We start from the raw sequence: 16,409 nt of genomic DNA on the forward strand, positions 1-16,409 counted from the left end.
GTAGCTTTGCGCGGTCTTGCGCCCCTTGTGTGGCGCATTGCTGGCAGCGTGCTGTCGTCGTGTCGAACCAAACGTCGATTTGCGTATCTACATACGCGATTGGCGCGGCCCTCCACTTTCAGGGGCTGGCCCGATAACGTCGTAGTCCGCTGCATAACCATCGAATTTGATAGGGAAGGAACACCACCATGGCATTGACCAAAGACCAACTGATTGCCGACATCGCCGAATCGATCGCCGCGCCCAAAGCCACCGCCAAGAACGCTCTGGAGCAACTGGGCCAGATCGTTGCCGACCAGCTGGAAAACGGCGCTGAAATCACTCTGCCAGGTATCGGCAAACTGAAAGTCGCTGAGCGTCCTGCCCGTACCGGCCGCAACCCTTCGACTGGCGCTGCCATCGAAATCGCTGCCAAGAAAGTCGTCAAGTTCGTTCCGGCCAAAGTGCTGACCGACGCCATCAACAAGTAATTGTTGAAGCTTTGACGAAACCGCGCCCGGCTTGCCCGGACGCGGTTTTTTCATGCCTGGGTTTTACGCCCGGCGTGCCAGGCCTGGCGCGCCTCGTCGTCGTGGAAGCTCCAGGCGACCATGCGGCTTTGCTTCTGCCCCTGGCCCATTTCACTGATGCGCACGGCCTTGGCGCCCGCTTTCCTGAGCGCAGCCTCGATCCCCGGCAAGTTGCTGGCCTTGGACACCAGGCTGGTGAACCACAGTACCCGTTCGGCGTACTGCACGCTTTCACTGACCAGTTGGCTGACAAAGCGGATCTCGCCGCCCTCGCACCACAGTTCGTTGTTCTGGCCACCGAAGTTGAGCACCGGCAGCTTGCGCTTGGGGTCCTGCTTGCCGAGGTTCTTCCACTTGCGCTGGCTACCACGGGTGGCTTCGTCGCGTGAGGCATGGAAGGGTGGGTTGCACAGGGTCAGGTCGAAGCGTTCGCCCTCCTGCAGCAGGCCGCTGAGGATGTGCGCACGGTTGGCCTGTTGGCGCAGGGTGATGGCCTTGCCCAGGCCGTTGGCCTGGACGATGGCCTTGGCCGAAGCCAGGGCCACGGGGTCGATGTCCGAGCCAAGGAAGCGCCAGCGGTAGTCGCTGTGGCCCAGCAACGGGTAGATGCAGTTGGCCCCCACGCCGATGTCCAGCGCACGCACCTGGGCGCCCTTGGGAATCTCGCCGGCATTGTCATCGGCCAGCAGGTCGGCGGCGACGTGGATGTAGTCGGCGCGGCCAGGAATCGGCGGGCACAGGTAGTCGGCGGGGATATCCCAGTGCTGGATGCCGTACTGGGCCTTCAGCAGAGCACGGTTGAACACCCGTACGGCCTCGGGGTTGGCGAAGTCGATGCTGGGTTTGCCGTGGGGGTTGGTGATGGTGAAGCGCGCCAGGTCAGGGTGGGCCTTGATCAGGCTGGGGAAGTCGTAGCGGCCCTGGTGGCGGTTGCGCGGGTGCAGGGTGGGTTTGTTCGGGGTCATGGCAGTGTCCAGCCCTATACGAGCGGTGGCTGATAGAGCCTGGGGCTGCTTTGCAGCCCTTTCGCGACACAAGGCCGCTCCTACAGGATAGCGGCGCCCTTCAGACCGGCGCCGTCCCTGTAGGAGCGGCCTTGTGTCGCGAAAGGGCCGCAAAGCGGCCCCAGCTTTTCTCTAGTGATTAAAGCGCTGCAATCCGCGCATGCTGCTCGGTGAAGTTGGCCAGGGCCTGTTCGGACTCGGCCAGCTTGGCGCGTTCCTTATCGATCACGGCAGGTGGTGCCTTGTCGACGAAGGCGGCGTTGGACAGCTTGCCACCCACGCGTGCCACTTCACCCTGCAGGCGCTGGATTTCCTTGTTCAGGCGCGCCAGCTCGGCGTCCTTGTCGATCAGGCCGGCCATTGGCACCAGCACTTGCAGGTCACCGACCAGGGCGGTGGCCGACAGCGGCGCTTCGTCGGCATCGCCCAGTACGGTGAACGATTCGACCTTGGCCAGCTTCTTCAGCAGGGCTTCGTTTTCCTGCAGGCGACGCTGGTCGTCGGCGTTGGCGTTCTTCAGGAACAGCGGCAGCGGCTTGCCCGGGCCGATGTTCATTTCGGCGCGGATGTTGCGCAGGCCGACCATCAGCTCCTTGAGCCACTCGATGTCGCCTTCGGCGGCAGCATCGATGCGGCTTTCATTGGCCACCGGCCATGGCTGCAGCATGATGGTCTTGCCTTCGATGCCGGCCAGCGGCGCGATGCGCTGCCAGATTTCTTCGGTGATGAACGGCATGAACGGGTGCGCCAGGCGCAGCGCCACTTCCAGCACGCGCACCAGGGTGCGGCGGGTGCCACGGGCGCGCTCGACCGGGGCGTTCTCGTCCCACAGCACCGGCTTGGACAGCTCCAGGTACCAGTCGCAGTACTGGTTCCAGATGAACTCGTACAGCGCCTGGCTGGCCAGGTCGAAGCGGAATTGCTCCAACTGGCGGGTCACTTCGGCTTCGGTACGCTGCAGCTGCGAGATGATCCAGCGGTCGGCCAGCGACAGCTCGTAGGCCTCACCGTTCTGGCCGCAGTCCTCGCCCTTGTCCAGCACGTAGCGGGCGGCGTTCCAGATCTTGTTGCAGAAGTTGCGGTAGCCTTCGACGCGGCCCATGTCGAACTTGATGTCGCGGCCGGTGGAGGCCAACGAGCAGAAGGTGAAGCGCAGGGCGTCGGTGCCGTAGCTGGCGATACCTTCGGGGAACTCGGCCTTGGTCTGCTTGGCGATCTTCTCGGCAAGCTTGGGCTGCATCATGCCGCTGGTGCGTTTTTCCAGCAGGGCGTCGAGGGTGATGCCGTCGACGATGTCCAGCGGGTCCAGCACGTTGCCCTTGGACTTGGACATCTTCTGGCCCTGGCCGTCACGTACCAGGCCGTGCACGTACACGGTCTTGAACGGTACCTGCGGGGTGCCATCCTCGTTCTTGATCAGGTGCATGGTCAGCATGATCATGCGCGCAACCCAGAAGAAGATGATGTCGAAGCCGGTCACCAGCACGTCGGTGGAGTGGAATTTCTTGAGGAACTCGGTCTGTTCCGGCCAGCCCAAGGTAGAGAAGGTCCACAGGCCCGAACTGAACCAGGTGTCGAGTACGTCGTCGTCCTGGCGCAGGACCACGTCGGCGCCCAGGTTGTGCTTGGCGCGCACTTCTTCCTCGTTGCGGCCGACATAGACCTGGCCGGCCTCGTCGTACCATGCCGGGATGCGGTGGCCCCACCACAGCTGGCGGCTGATGCACCAGTCCTGGATGTCACGCATCCAGGAGAAGTACATGTTCTCGTACTGCTTGGGCACGAACTGGATGCGGCCATCTTCCACTGCGGCGATGGCAGGTTCTGCCAGCGGCTTGGTGGAAACGTACCACTGGTCGGTCAGCCACGGCTCGATGACCGTGCCCGAACGGTCGCCCTTCGGCACTTTCAGCGCGTGGTCGTCGATGCTGACCAGCAAGCCCTGGGCATCCAGGTCGGCGACGATCTGCTTGCGTGCGACGAAGCGGTCGAGGTTGGCGTACTGGGCCGGCAGGCGGGTGTCCACCTGCTCGTTGACGCTGCCGTCGAGGTTGAAGGCCTGCGCGCTGGCCAGCACGAAGGCATTCTTGTCGAAGATGTTCAGCAGCGGCAGGTTGTGGCGTTTGCCGACTTCGTAGTCGTTGAAGTCGTGGGCCGGGGTGATCTTCACGCAGCCGGTACCGAACTCTGGGTCGCAGTAGTCGTCGGCGATGATCGGGATGCGGCGGCCGACCAGCGGCAGTTCGACGAACTTGCCGATCAGTGCCTGGTAGCGCTCGTCGTTCGGGTTGACCGCCACGGCCGCGTCACCCAGCAGGGTTTCCGGACGGGTGGTGGCGACGACCAAGTAGTCCTTGCCTTCGGCGGTCTTGGCGCCATCGGCCAGTGGGTAGCGCAGGTTCCACAGGTGGCCCTTCTCGTCGTGGTTTTCCACTTCGAGGTCGGAGATGGCCGTGTGCAGCTTGGTGTCCCAGTTGACCAGGCGCTTGCCACGGTAGATCAGGCCGTCTTCATGCAGGCGCACGAAGGCTTCCTTGACCGCTTCGGACAGGCCGTCGTCCATGGTGAACCGCTCGCGGCTCCAGTCGACCGACGAGCCCAGGCGGCGGATCTGACGGCTGATGTTGCCACCGGACTGGTCCTTCCATTCCCAGACCTTTTCCAGGAACTTTTCGCGGCCCAGGTCATGACGGTTCTGGCCCTTGGCCTCTAGCTGGCGCTCGACCAGCATCTGGGTGGCGATACCGGCGTGGTCGGTGCCTGGCTGCCACAGGGTGTCGCGGCCTTGCATGCGGCGGAAACGGATCAGGGCGTCCATGATCGCGTTGTTGAACCCGTGGCCCATGTGCAGGCTGCCGGTCACGTTCGGCGGCGGGATCATGATGGTGTAGGACTCGCCTGCACCTTGTGGGGCGAAATAGTTCTCGGACTCCCAGGTGTTGTACCAGGAAGTTTCGATGGCGTGCGGCTGGTAGGTCTTATCCATGCGCGGCGGGACCCTGTGCATTTATTCGGGAAAGCCGGGAAGTATAACCAAGCTAGGGGCCGCAGGCGACAAGCTGCTGCTATCTGGCAGGCAGGGACGGCCTATTCGCGGGTAAACCCGCGAAGAAGGCACCGCCGAATTTCGGTTTTACTCGGAACGCTTGATCAACCGCTCGATCCGCGCATCCAGCCGGCGCTTGATCTCGTTCTCGATGTGGGGGGTAAAGTCGTTGATCACGTCCTGCATGATCATCTGCGCCGCCGCACGCAGTTCGCTTTCCAGGTGCAGGAGGGTGTCCTGGCGGCGGGTCTGCGGGTCGTCTTCGGGTTCGGCAGCTATCGGTTCGGCCGCAGGCACATGGTTGCCGGGCGCTTCTTCCAGCAGCAACGGGATCTGCTCCACCGTCTCGGTCAGCAGCGGCGGTTGCAGGTCGGCGTCGCCAAGCAGCTGGCGTATCGACTCGAGGTCATCGAGCAGATGGGCGGAATCGGGCAGGGGGGAGGGCTTGTCCATCGTCGTCAAAGTCGCTGTAAGCGGTGGTCTTGCAGAGCATAGCCCTGTTCACGGTAGAAACGGAATCGTTCACGGGCCGATTGGCGGATGCCAGGCTCTTCAACGACGATTTCGGCCACTCGCTCGAACTGGCCGACGAAGGCCGGTACGCCGGTGCCCAGGTTGATCAACAGGTCGTGGTGGTCGCCCGCACTGTCGGCGGCCAGGCCCAATGCCACGCTGGCATCGGCATGTACCTCCGCGAGGTCGTGGGGCACGAAGGCCTCGCCCTTGAAGCGCCACAGGCGTTGGTCCAGCTCGCTGCGCTGCTCGGCGTCCTGGCAATGCAGGTAGACCCGGTGGCCAAGGCGCCAGGCCTTTTCGCACAGCTTGCAGGCGAAATCGAGCCGCGCCGACAGCGAGTCGGTGGGCAGGATGTAGAAATCGACTTTGCTCATGGTGGTATCGCCGGCCGGTGGAGCGCGGGGCGCCACCGGCTCAATGGCGTCAGGCGCCGGCGCGGTCCAGCAGGTACTGGGTCAGCAGGGGTACAGGGCGGCCAGTGGCGCCCTTGTCCTTGCCGCCGCTGACCCAGGCGGTGCCGGCGATGTCCATGTGCGCCCAGTCGTAGGCCTTGGCAAAGCGCGACAGGAAGCAGCCGGCGGTGATGGTGCCGGCCTTCGGCCCGCCGATGTTGCCCATGTCGGCGAACGGGCTGTCCAGCTGCTCCTGGTACTCATCGAACAGCGGCAGCTGCCAGGCACGGTCGTCGGCGCGCTTGCCGGCGTCGAGCAACTGGCCGACCAGGTCGTCGTTGTTGCCCATCAGGCCAGTGGTGTGGCTGCCCAGGGCGACGATGCAGGCACCGGTCAGGGTAGCGATGTCGATGACTGCCTGCGGTTTGAAGCGCTCGGCGTAGGTCAGGGTGTCGCACAGCACCAGGCGGCCTTCGGCGTCGGTGTTGAGGATTTCCACGGTCTGCCCGCTCATGGTGGTGACGATGTCACCCGGACGGGTGGCGCCGCCGCTCGGCATGTTCTCGGCGCAGGCCAGCAGGCACACCAGGTTGACCGGCAGCTGCAGCTCGAGCACCGCACGCAGGGTGCCGAGCACGCTGGCGGCACCGCACATGTCGTACTTCATTTCGTCCATGCCGGCACCAGGCTTCAGGCTGATGCCGCCGGTGTCGAAGGTAATGCCCTTGCCCACCAGCACGAACGGCTTGTCCGCCTTCTTGCCGCCCTGGTAGTTGAGCACGATCAGGCGTGGCGGCTGGTCGCTGCCCTGGCCGACGGCGTAGAACGCGCCCATGCCCAGGTCCTTGATCTTCTTCTCGTCCAGCACTTCGACCTTCAGCGCCTTGTGCGCCTTGGCCAGGTCCTTGGCCTGTTCGGCCAGGAAGCTTGGGTGGCACAGGTTGGGCGGCAGGTTGCCCAGGTCGCGCGTGAAGGCCATGCCGGTGGCGATGGCACTGGCATGCTTGACGGCACGTTCGACCTCGGCCTGGCCGGCCTTGTCGGCCAGCAGGGTGACCTTCTTCAGTGCGCGTGGCTCGGCCTTCTGGCTCTTGAAGCGATCGAACACGTATTCGCCGTCGAGCAGGGTTTCGGCCAGCAGGCGGTACTTGCCGTAGTGGGCGTCACGGTTGCTGACCGCGATGTCGTCCAGGGCAAGCACGGCGTCAGCGCCGTTCAGGCCCTTGAGCACGCCGGCGACGCTGGCGACCAGTTTGCGCCAGGCGCGGTCGCCCAGGGCTTCGTCCTTGCCGCTGCCCACCAGCAGTACGCGCTCGGCCTTCAGGCCCGCGAGGTTCTGCAGGAGCAGGGTCTGGCCCGGCTTGCCGGCCAGGTCGCCACGCTTGAGCACGGCACTGATGGCGCCTTCGCTGGCCTGGTCGACGGCCTTGGCCACGGCGCCGAGCTTGCGGTTTTCACCTACCGGGAGGACCAGGGTGGCGGTTTTTACGGATGCAGCAGCTACGCTTTTTACAACCAGTTCCATGTCAGGATCCCCGAATGATCGATACAGTCGGCGCTGTGTATTCCAGCGCTCTGGACGGGCCTGGCCGCGTCGTCGCGCGCCAGCGGAAAAGCTGCCAGTTTGAGCCTGCGGGAAGCGTGCTGACAACCCCGTTATGCGCCTTCATGCGCGGCGAAGTGACAGGGGCGGTCAATCACAGGATAATGCGCGCACTTTACATGGAGGTTCGCCTTTGGCGAACCGGCATTGGTCTTGGCTGTACTAAGTCATTGTCTGGCGCCATTGATTGGCAGTCCGCCCTGACAACCCAGGAGTGTCTGGTTTGATCGTCTTTCGTTATCTGTCCCGCGAGGTCCTGGTGACCTTGAGCGCCGTCAGCGCCGTGCTGCTGGTGATCATCATGAGCGGGCGCTTCATCAAGTACCTGGCCCAGGCTGCCCAGGGTGTGCTCGACCCGAGCGTGCTGTTCCTGATCATGGGCTTCCGTCTGCCAGGCTTCCTGCAGCTGATCCTGCCTCTGGGGCTGTTCCTCGGCATTCTCCTGGCGTACGGGCGCCTGTACCTGGAAAGCGAGATGACCGTGCTGTCGGCCACCGGCATGAGCCAGCAGCGCCTGCTGGGCCTGACCATGGCGCCGGCCGCCCTGGTCGCCCTGCTGGTGGCCTGGCTTAGCCTGAGCCTGGCACCGCTGGGCGTGGCCCAGGTGCAGCAGATCATCGCCCAGCAGGATGCCCTGACCGAGTTCGACACCCTGGTGCCGGGCCGCTTCCAGACCCTGCGCGACGGCTCGCGGGTGACTTACACCGAAGAGCTGTCGGACGACCGCATCAACCTGGCCGGGGTGTTCATTTCCGAGAAGCGCTTCAACCAGGACAAGACCAAGGACCGCGCCCCGTCGGTGCTGGTTGCCGAAAAAGGCCACCAGGAAATCCAGGCCGACGGCAACCGCTACCTGGTGCTGGAAAACGGCTACCGTTACGACGGCAACCCGGGCCAGGCCGATTACCGTGCAATCAAGTACGACACCTACGGCGTGCTGCTGCCCAAGCCGGAAGTCGCCGAGGAAGTGACCGATCGCGAAGCCATCCCCACTTCCGAGCTGATCGGCAAGAAGGGCCTGCGTGAGCGCGCCGAGCTGCAATGGCGGCTGTCGCTGCCGATCCTGGTGTTCATCGTCACCATGCTGGCGGTGCCGCTGTCCCGGGTCAACCCGCGCCAGGGCCGCTTCCTCAAGCTGCTGCCGGCAATTCTTCTGTACATGGCCTACCTGACAATGCTGATTTCCGTACGCGGCGCCCTCGAGAAGGGCAAACTGCCGATCGCCCTGGGCATGTGGTGGGTCCACGGCCTGTTCCTGCTGATCGGCCTGGGCCTGATGTACTGGGAGCCGCTGCGCCTCAAGCGCGCCGCCCGTCGTGCGGAGGTGGCCCATGGGTAAGCTCGACCGCTACATCGGCCAGAGCGTGCTGCTGGCCATCCTCGCCGTGCTGGGGATCATCCTCGGCCTGGCTTCGCTGTTTGCCTTCATCGACGAGATGAGCGACCTGAGTGACACCTACACGGTGATGGAGGCGGGCAACTTCGTCCTGCTGACCGCACCGCGGCGGCTGTACGAAATGCTGCCGATGGCCGCCTTGATCGGCTGCCTGATCGGCCTGGGCAGCCTGGCCAGCAGCAGCGAACTGACCATCATGCGTGCTGCCGGGGTTTCCATCGGGCGCATCGTCTGGGCGGTGATGAAGCCGATGCTGGTACTGATGCTGGTGGGCCTGCTGATCGGCGAGTACGTGGCGCCGGTGACCGAGAACAAGGCCCAGGCCGACCGTTCCCTGGCCCAGGGCGGTGGTGAGGCGCAAAGCTCCAAGCGCGGCATGTGGCACCGCCAGGGCGAGGAGTACGTGCACATCAACGCCGTGCAGCCTAACGGCCTGCTGCTGGGTGTGACCCGTTACCGCTTCGACAGCGAGCGCAAGATCGTCACCTCGAGCTTCGCCCGCCGTGCACAGTACCAGGACGACCACTGGATGCTCAGCGACGTGCGTACCACCTTCTTCCGTGGCGACCACACCGAAGTGGTGACCGCGCCACAGGAGCGCTGGGACGTTTCGCTCACGCCGCAACTGCTCAATACTGTGATCCTCGCGCCGGAGTCGCTGTCCATCACCGGGCTGTGGGACTACATCCACTACCTGTCCGACCAGGGCCTGAACAATGCCCGTTACTGGCTGGCGTTCTGGACCAAGGTATTGCAGCCGATGGTGACCGCGGCGCTGGTGCTGATGGCCATTTCCTTCATCTTCGGCCCGCTGCGTTCGGTAACCCTTGGCCAGCGCGTGTTCACCGGTGTACTGGTGGGCTTTGTGTTCCGCATCGCCCAGGACCTGCTGGGGCCTTCGAGCCAGGTGTTCGGCTTCCCGCCGCTACTGGCGGTGGTGATCCCGGCAGGCATCTGTGCGCTGGCCGGCGTGTGGTTGTTGCGCCGGGCAGGTTGATGGCCTGAGCTGTACAAAAAAAGCCGACCTCAGGGTCGGCTTTTTGCTGCTTGACCAATAGCTGTAGGCTTGCGGCGAACTTGTAGGAGCAGCCTTCTGCTGCGAAAGGGCCGGTCTGGCAAAACACTCTCGTTGCCAGTGATGGCCTCTTCGCAGCACAAGGCTGCTCCTACAGGTACATTGGTTGCCCTGAAGCTTGTACTTATCTCTTCTGCTTAGGCACCCGCACCAGCTGGCTTTCCGAATAGATGTCATGCCAGCCCCGCTGGCGCTTGTCGATCAACGCCCAGAAAAAACCCAGCCCCAGGCACAGCCACGAAGCAATCGACACCACGAAGCGCAGCAGCGCCTGCCACAGGCTGATGGCCGTGCCATCGGCGTTCTGCACCCGCACGCCCCACACCTGCATGCCCAGGGTCTGCCCGCCATGGGTCCAGAACTTGGCAAAGAAACCGAACAGGACGAACAGCAGCACCGTCGACAGCAGCGGGTCGCCGTCCAGTGCGCCAGCCTCGGTCAATTCACGCATGCGGGCTTCGCCGATGATCGCCATCTGGATCATCTTGTAGGCACCTGCGGTCACGATCAGCAACGCCGTGCACAGCAGGAAGTCGTAGAACATCGCCGCCAGGCGCCGGCCCAGGCCGACCGGAGGAAAATCACCCTGGGGTGTGAGCAGAGGCTTGGACATGCAAAACGGCTCCAGAAGACGAAGCCGCTATTCTACGGGCAAAAAAAAGCCCCTGCACTTGGCAGGGGCTTTTCTCGAAGTCGGGTTCGGCTTAGCCGGCGACCTGAACTTTGTCAGCCTGCATGCCTTTCTGGCCCTGGACTGCTTCGAAGGTGACCTTCTGGCCTTCTTTCAGGCTCTTGAAGCCGTTACCTTCGATAGCGCGGAAGTGCACGAACAGATCCGGACCGCTTTCTGGGGTGATGAAGCCGTAACCTTTTTCGTCATTGAACCACTTGACGGTACCGTTCTGACGCTCAGCCATTGTCTTATTTCCTATGAAGCTTGAATTTTGATGACAGTTTCTTTTGCAATAAAGGAAGCAAAAGATTACTGGGCTGGGTTGCAGGAAAGTAAGAGACGTCGAACGGGTTGTAGCAGATTGCGGCTACTGGCCCAGGTCACGAACTGTTGCGACCCATGCAAACACAGTGCAGTGACTCTACGCCAACTCCCGAGCGAAAAACAAGCCCTTGGTCGTATGGAAAATCGGCCGTTTGCCGATAACCGACCGATTTGTCGGAAACGGCATGGCGCCTGGCCTGGCGCCATGTTCAAAAGTTATTGGACAGGTTCGAAAACGAATATGTCGAACCTGCCCGCAACCTTCACAAAGCGGCTTCAGCCCCGGTAGTAACGTTGTGCCACGAAAGGCATTTTGCTGACTTTCAAGGCAACCTTCTTGCCACGCACCAAGGCAAACAGTGGGGTGTCGATAGCGGTATGTTCACTATCGATATAACCCATTGCTACAGGTGCACCGAGTGTCGGGCCAAAGCCGCCGCTGCAAACTTTGCCTACAGGTTTATCGTTTGCATCGACAATATCCGCGCCTTCGCGTACTGGCGTACGTTCCTGCGGCAACAGGCCCACACGTTTGCTCGGCACGCCCTCGCGCTGATGGGCGAATATGGCCTCGGCACCCGGGAAGCCGGCGGCACGCGCGCCATCGGCACGGCGAACCTTGGAAATGGCCCACAGCAGGCTGGCTTCCACCGGCGTGGTCTCGGTGTTCATGTCGTGGCCATACAGGCACAGGCCGGCTTCCAGGCGCAGCGAGTCACGCGCACCCAGGCCGATCGGTTGTACTTCGGGCTCTGCCAGCAGGCGGCGGGCCAGGGCTTCGGCGGCATGCACCGGTACCGAAATTTCGTAGCCGTCTTCGCCGGTGTAGCCCGAGCGGCTGACGAAGCAGTCTTCACCCAGCAGTTTCACCGGGCGGAACTGCATGAAGGTCATGCCGGCCACTTCCGGGGCCAGGCGTTCCAGCACCTTGACTGCCGCCGGGCCTTGCAAGGCCAGCAGGGCGCGCTGCTCGAACAGCGGCTGCACCTCGCAACGGCTGCCGATGTGCGCTTGCAGGTGGGCCAGGTCCTGGTCCTTGCAGGCGGCGTTGACCACCAGGAACAGCGTGTCGTCGCCCAGGTTGGCGACCATCAGGTCGTCGAGGATGCCGCCTTGCTCATTGGTGAACATGGCATAGCGCTGCATGCCCACCGGCAGGTCGATGATATCCACCGGCACCAGGCTTTCCAGTGCCTTGGCGGCATCGCTGCCGCGCAGGGTGATCTGGCCCATGTGCGAGACATCGAACAGGCCGGCCTGCTCGCGTGTGTGCAAGTGTTCCTTGAGCACGCCCAACGGGTACTGCACCGGCATGTCATAGCCGGCGAACGGCACCATGCGCGCACCCAGTTCCAGGTGCAGGGCGTGCAGTGGGGTCTTGAGCAGTGTTTCGGACATCGGTGACTCCTTGCTGTTGTTGTCGGGTCAACATTCGATGATGTTGACGGCCAGGCCGCCACGGGCGGTCTCTTTGTATTTGCTTTTCATGTCGGCGCCGGTCTGGCGCATGGTGCGGATGACCTTGTCGAGCGACACGTAGTGCTGCCCGTCGCCGCGCAAGGCCATGCGCACCGCGTTGATCGCCTTCACCGAGCCCATGGCGTTGCGCTCGATGCAAGGCACCTGGACCAGCCCGCCAATCGGGTCGCAGGTCAGGCCCAGGTTGTGTTCCATGCCGATTTCGGCAGCGTTTTCCACCTGTTGCACGGTGCCGCCCATCACCTCGCACAGCGCGCCGGCGGCCATCGAACAGGCCACGCCAACCTCGCCCTGGCAGCCTACTTCGGCACCGGAAATGGAGGCGTTTTCCTTGTACAGGATGCCGATGGCCGCGGCGGTGAGCAGAAACCGCACCACCCCGTCCTCGTTGGCTCCCGGTACGAAGCGCATGTAGTAATGCAGCACCGCCGGGACAATGCCCGCCGCGCCGTTGGTCGGCGCAGTGACCACACGCCCGCCGTAGGCGTTTTCCTCGTTCACTGCCAGGGCATAGAGGTTGACCCAGTCGAGCACCGACAGGGCATCGCGCAGGCTGGCCTCGGGATTGCGGCTCAGTTGGCGGTACAACGCCGGCGCCCGGCGCTTGACCTTGAGCCCGCCCGGCAGGATGCCTTCATGCTGGCAACCGGCTTCGACGCAGTCCTGCATCACCTGCCAGATGCGCAGCAGCCCGGCACGGGTTTCCGCCTCGGGGCGCCAAGCCGCCTCGTTGGCCAGCATTACCTGGCTGATCGACAGGTTTTGCCCGGTGCAATGGCCGAGCAGCTCCTTGGCGGTCTTGAACGGGTAGGTCAGCGGTGTGCTGTCCTCGACGATGCGGTCGTGGCCGGCAGCGTCCTGGTCGACCACGAAACCGCCGCCCACCGAGTAGTACTCGCGGCTGCGGATTTGCAAGCCGGCCTCGTCGAAGGCGCGGAAGATCATGCCGTTGGGGTGGTAGTCCAGTGGCTTGCGGATCATCGCCAGGTGCTGCTTTTCGATGAACGCGATGCTGTGCTCGCCGAGCAGGTTCAGCCGACCGCTGTCGCGGATGGCCTGCAGGCGGGCAGGGATGGTGTCGGTGTCGATGACATCGGGGTGTTCGCCTTCAAGGCCCAGCAGCACGGCCTTGTCGCTGCCGTGGCCTTTGCCGGTGGCGCCAAGCGAGCCGTACAGCTCGGCCTTGACGCTAACCGTGCGGGCGAGCAGGCCATCACGACGCAGCCCTTCGGCGAAACGCGCGGCGGCGCGCATCGGGCCGACCGTGTGCGAGCTGGAGGGGCCGATGCCGATCTTGAACAGGTCGAAGACGCTCAAAGACATTGCTCATTCCCTCCGAAAGGTAAGGCGAGTGCTGCGCACTCGATCGCCGGCAAGCCAGCTCCCACAGGTACTGCACCAGCCTTGGAAAACAGGTGAGCCCTTTAGGGCTGGCAAGCCAGCTCTCACAGGTATTGCACCAGCCTTGGGTGCGGTGAGGCCCCTGTGGGAGCTGGCTTGCCGGCGATGAGGCCAGAGCGCCGGGTCAGGCGTCCTGATAGCTCTCGATCGACGGGCAGGCGCACACCAGGTTGCGGTCGCCGAACACGTTGTCGACCCGGCCGACCGGCGGCCAGTACTTCCCTTCCACCAGGCTTGGCAGCGGGTACACCGCCTGCTCGCGGCTGTAGCCATGGGCCCATTCGCCAACCAGCTCGGCCGCGGTGTGCGGGGCGTTCTTCAGCGGGTTGTCGTCCTTGTCCAGGCTACCGTTCTCGACCGCGCGAATTTCTTCGCGGATCTGGATCATCGCGTCGCAGAAGCGGTCCAGTTCTTCCTTGGACTCGCTTTCGGTCGGTTCGATCATCAGCGTGCCCGCCACCGGGAAGGACATGGTCGGGGCGTGGAAGCCAAAGTCGATCAGGCGCTTGGCCACGTCGTCGACGCTGATACCGCTGGTGTCCTTCAGCGGGCGCAGGTCGAGGATGCACTCGTGCGCCACCAGGCCGTTGCCGCCGGTATAGAGAACAGGATAGTGCTCTTCCAGGCGACGGGCGATGTAGTTGGCGTTGAGGATTGCCATCTGCGAGGCACGCTTGAGGCCGGCACCGCCCATCATGCGAATATACATCCAGGTGATCGGCAGGATGCTGGCGCTGCCGAACGGCGCGGCACAAACCGCGCCCTCGGTGTTTTCCAGCTGCGCGTGGCCGGGCAGGAACGGCGCCAGGTGCGACTTGACGCCGATCGGGCCGACGCCCGGGCCGCCACCGCCGTGCGGGATGCAGAAGGTCTTGTGCAGGTTCAGGTGGGAAACGTCGCCGCCGAACTTGCCTGGGGCGCACAGGCCGACCATGGCGTTCATGTTGGCGCCGTCGATGTACACCTGGCCACCGTTGTCGTGGATGATCGCGCAGATTTCGCCGATCGCTTCCTCGAACACGCCGTGGGTCGACGGGTAGGTGATCATGATCGCGGCCAGGCGCTCGCGGTGCTCGATGGCCTTGGCGCGCAGGTCCTCGACATCGACGTTGCCGCGGGCATCACAGGCGGTGACCACCACGCGCATGCCGGCCATGTGCGCGGTTGCCGGATTGGTGCCATGGGCCGACGACGGGATCAGGCAGATGTCGCGGTGGCCTTCGCCACGGCTGCGGTGGTAGGCGCGAATGGCCAGCAGGCCTGCATACTCACCTTGGGAACCGGCGTTGGGCTGCAGCGACACGGCGTCGTAGCCGGTGGCGGCGCAGAGCATGGCTTCCAGCTCGGTGGTCATCTGCAGGTAGCCCTGGCTCTGCTCGGCGGGGGCGAACGGGTGCAGGTTGCCGAACTCGGCCCAGGTGACCGGGATCATTTCGCTGGCGGCGTTCAGCTTCATGGTGCACGAGCCCAGCGGGATCATGCTGCGATCCAGCGCCAGGTCCTTGTCGGCAAGGCGGCGCAGGTAGCGCATCAGCTCGGTTTCGCTGTGGTAGCGGTTGAATACCGGGTGCGAGAGGATGGCCGACTGGCGCAGCAGGGCGGCAGGCAGCAGCGAGCCGGTGCTGGCGGCCAGCGCGTTGAAGTCCGGCTGGGCCTGGTCGCCACCGATCAGTTGCCACAGGGTCTCGACATCGGCCTGGCTAGTGGTTTCGTCCAGCGACAGGCCCACGTGGGCGGCGTCGATCTGGCGCAGGTTGATGCCCTGGGCGCGGGCCTTGTCATGCAGGCTGGCAGTGGCGCTGCCGGTGGCCAGGGTCAGGGTGTCGAAGGCGCTGGCGCCCACTACCTGCACGCCCAGCGTCTTCAGGCCGGCGGCCAGGATCGCGGTCAGGGCATGGGTACGTTCGGCGATGCGCTTGAGGCCGGCCGGGCCGTGGTACACGGCGAACATGCTGGCGATGTTGGCCAGCAGCACCTGGGCGGTGCAGATGTTGCTGGTGGCCTTTTCGCGGCGGATGTGCTGTTCGCGGGTCTGCATGGCCAGGCGCAGGGCGGTCTTGCCGAAGCGGTCGATCGACACGCCGACCAGGCGGCCTGGCATGTCGCGCTTGAATGCGTCACGGGTGGAGAAGTAGGCCGCGTGCGGGCCACCAAAGCCCAGCGGCACACCGAAGCGCTGGGCGCTGCCGATGGCCACGTCGGCACCGAACTCGCCCGGCGGGGTCAGCAGGGTCAGGGCCAGCAGGTCGGCGGCCACGGCGACCAGGGCGTTGGCGGCGTGGAAGCGCTCGACCACTTCGCGGTAGTCGAACACTTCACCGTTGCTGGCCGGGTACTGCAGCAGGGCGCCGAAGAAGGCGCTGACATCGCCCAGCTCGCGTTCGTCGCCGACCACGATCTCGATACCCAGCGGCTCGGCACGGGTGCGCAGCACGTCGAGGGTTTGCGGGTGGCAGTGCACGGAGGCGAAGAAGGCGTGGCTGGCCTTGTTCTTCGACAGGCGCTTGCAGAAGGTCATGGCCTCGGCCGCAGCTGTGGCTTCGTCGAGCAGGGAGGCGTTGGCGATCGGCAGGCCGGTCAGGTCGCTGATCAGGGTCTGGAAGTTCAGCAGCGCTTCCAGGCGGCCCTGGGAAATTTCTGGCTGGTACGGGGTATAGGCGGTGTACCAGGCCGGGTTTTCCAGCAGGTTGCGCAGGATCGGCGCCGGGGTGTGGGTGTTGTAGTAGCCCTGGCCGATGTAGCTCTTGAACAGCTGGTTCTTGCCGGCGATGGCCTTGAGCGCGGCAAGCGCGTCGGCTTCGCTCTGCCCGTCGTGCGAGCCGAGCACGCTGGTGCCCTTGATGCTGTCAGGGATGACCGCTGCGGTCATGGCTTCCAGCGAGTCGAAGCCGAGGGCGGCCAGCATGGCCTGCTCGTCAGCGGCGCGCGGGCCGATGTGGCGGGCGATGAATTCGTTGGCGGTGCCGAGGTTGATGGTCATGGCGGGGTTCC

The 16,409-nt window shown here is 64.2% G+C and carries 14 protein-coding genes; 4 read left to right on the forward strand and 10 right to left on the reverse strand.

Annotated elements, in window-relative coordinates:
• Positions 1-188: 188 nt before the first annotated feature.
• On the forward strand, positions 189-470 hold the full coding sequence (locus GYA95_RS01215; protein WP_003257928.1) for an HU family DNA-binding protein: 282 nt from the start codon (positions 189-191) through the stop codon (positions 468-470).
• Positions 471-520: 50 nt separating this feature from the next.
• On the opposite strand, the gene rlmF is transcribed toward GYA95_RS01215, so the two are convergent.
• The 5 genes from rlmF to GYA95_RS01240 all read right to left on the reverse strand — a co-directional run bounded on the left by rlmF (position 521) and on the right by GYA95_RS01240 (position 6,992).
• Positions 521-1,474, reverse strand: a complete 954-nt coding sequence (gene rlmF / locus GYA95_RS01220) for a 23S rRNA (adenine(1618)-N(6))-methyltransferase RlmF (protein WP_015269069.1) — start codon at positions 1,472-1,474, stop codon at positions 521-523.
• 178 nt (positions 1,475-1,652) lie between these two features.
• Positions 1,653-4,499, reverse strand: a complete 2,847-nt coding sequence (locus GYA95_RS01225; RefSeq protein ID WP_015269070.1) for a valine--tRNA ligase — start codon at positions 4,497-4,499, stop codon at positions 1,653-1,655.
• A gap of 147 nt (positions 4,500-4,646) precedes the next feature.
• Entirely contained in the window at positions 4,647-5,012 is a 366-nt protein-coding gene (locus GYA95_RS01230) for a hypothetical protein (protein WP_015269071.1), read from the reverse strand.
• 5 nt (positions 5,013-5,017) lie between these two features.
• Positions 5,018-5,449, reverse strand: coding sequence for a DNA polymerase III subunit chi (locus tag GYA95_RS01235; RefSeq protein ID WP_015269072.1), 432 nt, complete (start codon positions 5,447-5,449; stop codon positions 5,018-5,020).
• A gap of 49 nt (positions 5,450-5,498) precedes the next feature.
• Entirely contained in the window at positions 5,499-6,992 is a 1,494-nt protein-coding gene (locus tag GYA95_RS01240; RefSeq protein ID WP_015269073.1) for a leucyl aminopeptidase, read from the reverse strand.
• A 14-nt stretch (positions 6,993-7,006) separates the two neighbouring features.
• On the opposite strand from GYA95_RS01240, the gene GYA95_RS01245 reads away from it, so the two are divergent.
• The 3 genes from GYA95_RS01245 to lptG are packed head-to-tail and all read left to right on the forward strand — an operon-like array spanning position 7,007 to position 9,463.
• Positions 7,007-7,297 (forward strand): hypothetical protein, encoded by a 291-nt coding sequence (locus tag GYA95_RS01245; protein WP_015269074.1) that lies wholly within the window; start codon positions 7,007-7,009, stop codon positions 7,295-7,297.
• A complete protein-coding gene (lptF, locus tag GYA95_RS01250; protein ID WP_015269075.1) occupies positions 7,294-8,409 on the forward strand; it encodes an LPS export ABC transporter permease LptF in 1,116 nt (371 codons plus the stop codon). The genes GYA95_RS01245 and lptF overlap by 4 nt, the downstream gene beginning before the upstream one ends.
• Positions 8,402-9,463, forward strand: coding sequence for an LPS export ABC transporter permease LptG (gene lptG / locus GYA95_RS01255; RefSeq protein WP_015269076.1), 1,062 nt, complete (start codon positions 8,402-8,404; stop codon positions 9,461-9,463). Before lptF ends, lptG begins: the two co-directional genes overlap by 8 nt.
• 202 nt (positions 9,464-9,665) lie before the next feature.
• On the opposite strand, the gene GYA95_RS01260 is transcribed toward lptG, so the two are convergent.
• The 5 genes from GYA95_RS01260 to gcvP form a co-directional block, all read right to left on the reverse strand.
• Positions 9,666-10,154 (reverse strand): RDD family protein, encoded by a 489-nt coding sequence (locus GYA95_RS01260; protein WP_015269077.1) that lies wholly within the window; start codon positions 10,152-10,154, stop codon positions 9,666-9,668.
• Between the two features lie 91 nt (positions 10,155-10,245).
• Positions 10,246-10,458, reverse strand: a complete 213-nt coding sequence (locus GYA95_RS01265) for a cold-shock protein (RefSeq protein WP_003257941.1) — start codon at positions 10,456-10,458, stop codon at positions 10,246-10,248.
• A gap of 356 nt (positions 10,459-10,814) precedes the next feature.
• A complete protein-coding gene (gcvT, locus tag GYA95_RS01270) occupies positions 10,815-11,936 on the reverse strand; it encodes a glycine cleavage system aminomethyltransferase GcvT (protein WP_015269078.1) in 1,122 nt (373 codons plus the stop codon).
• A 27-nt stretch (positions 11,937-11,963) separates the two neighbouring features.
• Positions 11,964-13,340: an L-serine ammonia-lyase gene (locus GYA95_RS01275; protein ID WP_015269079.1), complete on the reverse strand. Its 1,377-nt coding sequence runs from the start codon at positions 13,338-13,340 to the stop codon at positions 11,964-11,966.
• 202 nt (positions 13,341-13,542) lie between these two features.
• Positions 13,543-16,398 carry an aminomethyl-transferring glycine dehydrogenase gene (gene gcvP / locus GYA95_RS01280; RefSeq protein ID WP_015269080.1) on the reverse strand — a complete coding sequence of 952 codons (2,856 nt, stop codon included), beginning with the start codon at positions 16,396-16,398 and terminating at the stop codon, positions 13,543-13,545.
• Positions 16,399-16,409 lie beyond the last annotated feature (11 nt).

The organism is Pseudomonas asiatica, assembly GCF_009932335.1.
In the GTDB taxonomy this organism is placed as follows: Bacteria; Pseudomonadota; Gammaproteobacteria; order Pseudomonadales; family Pseudomonadaceae; genus Aquipseudomonas; species Aquipseudomonas asiatica.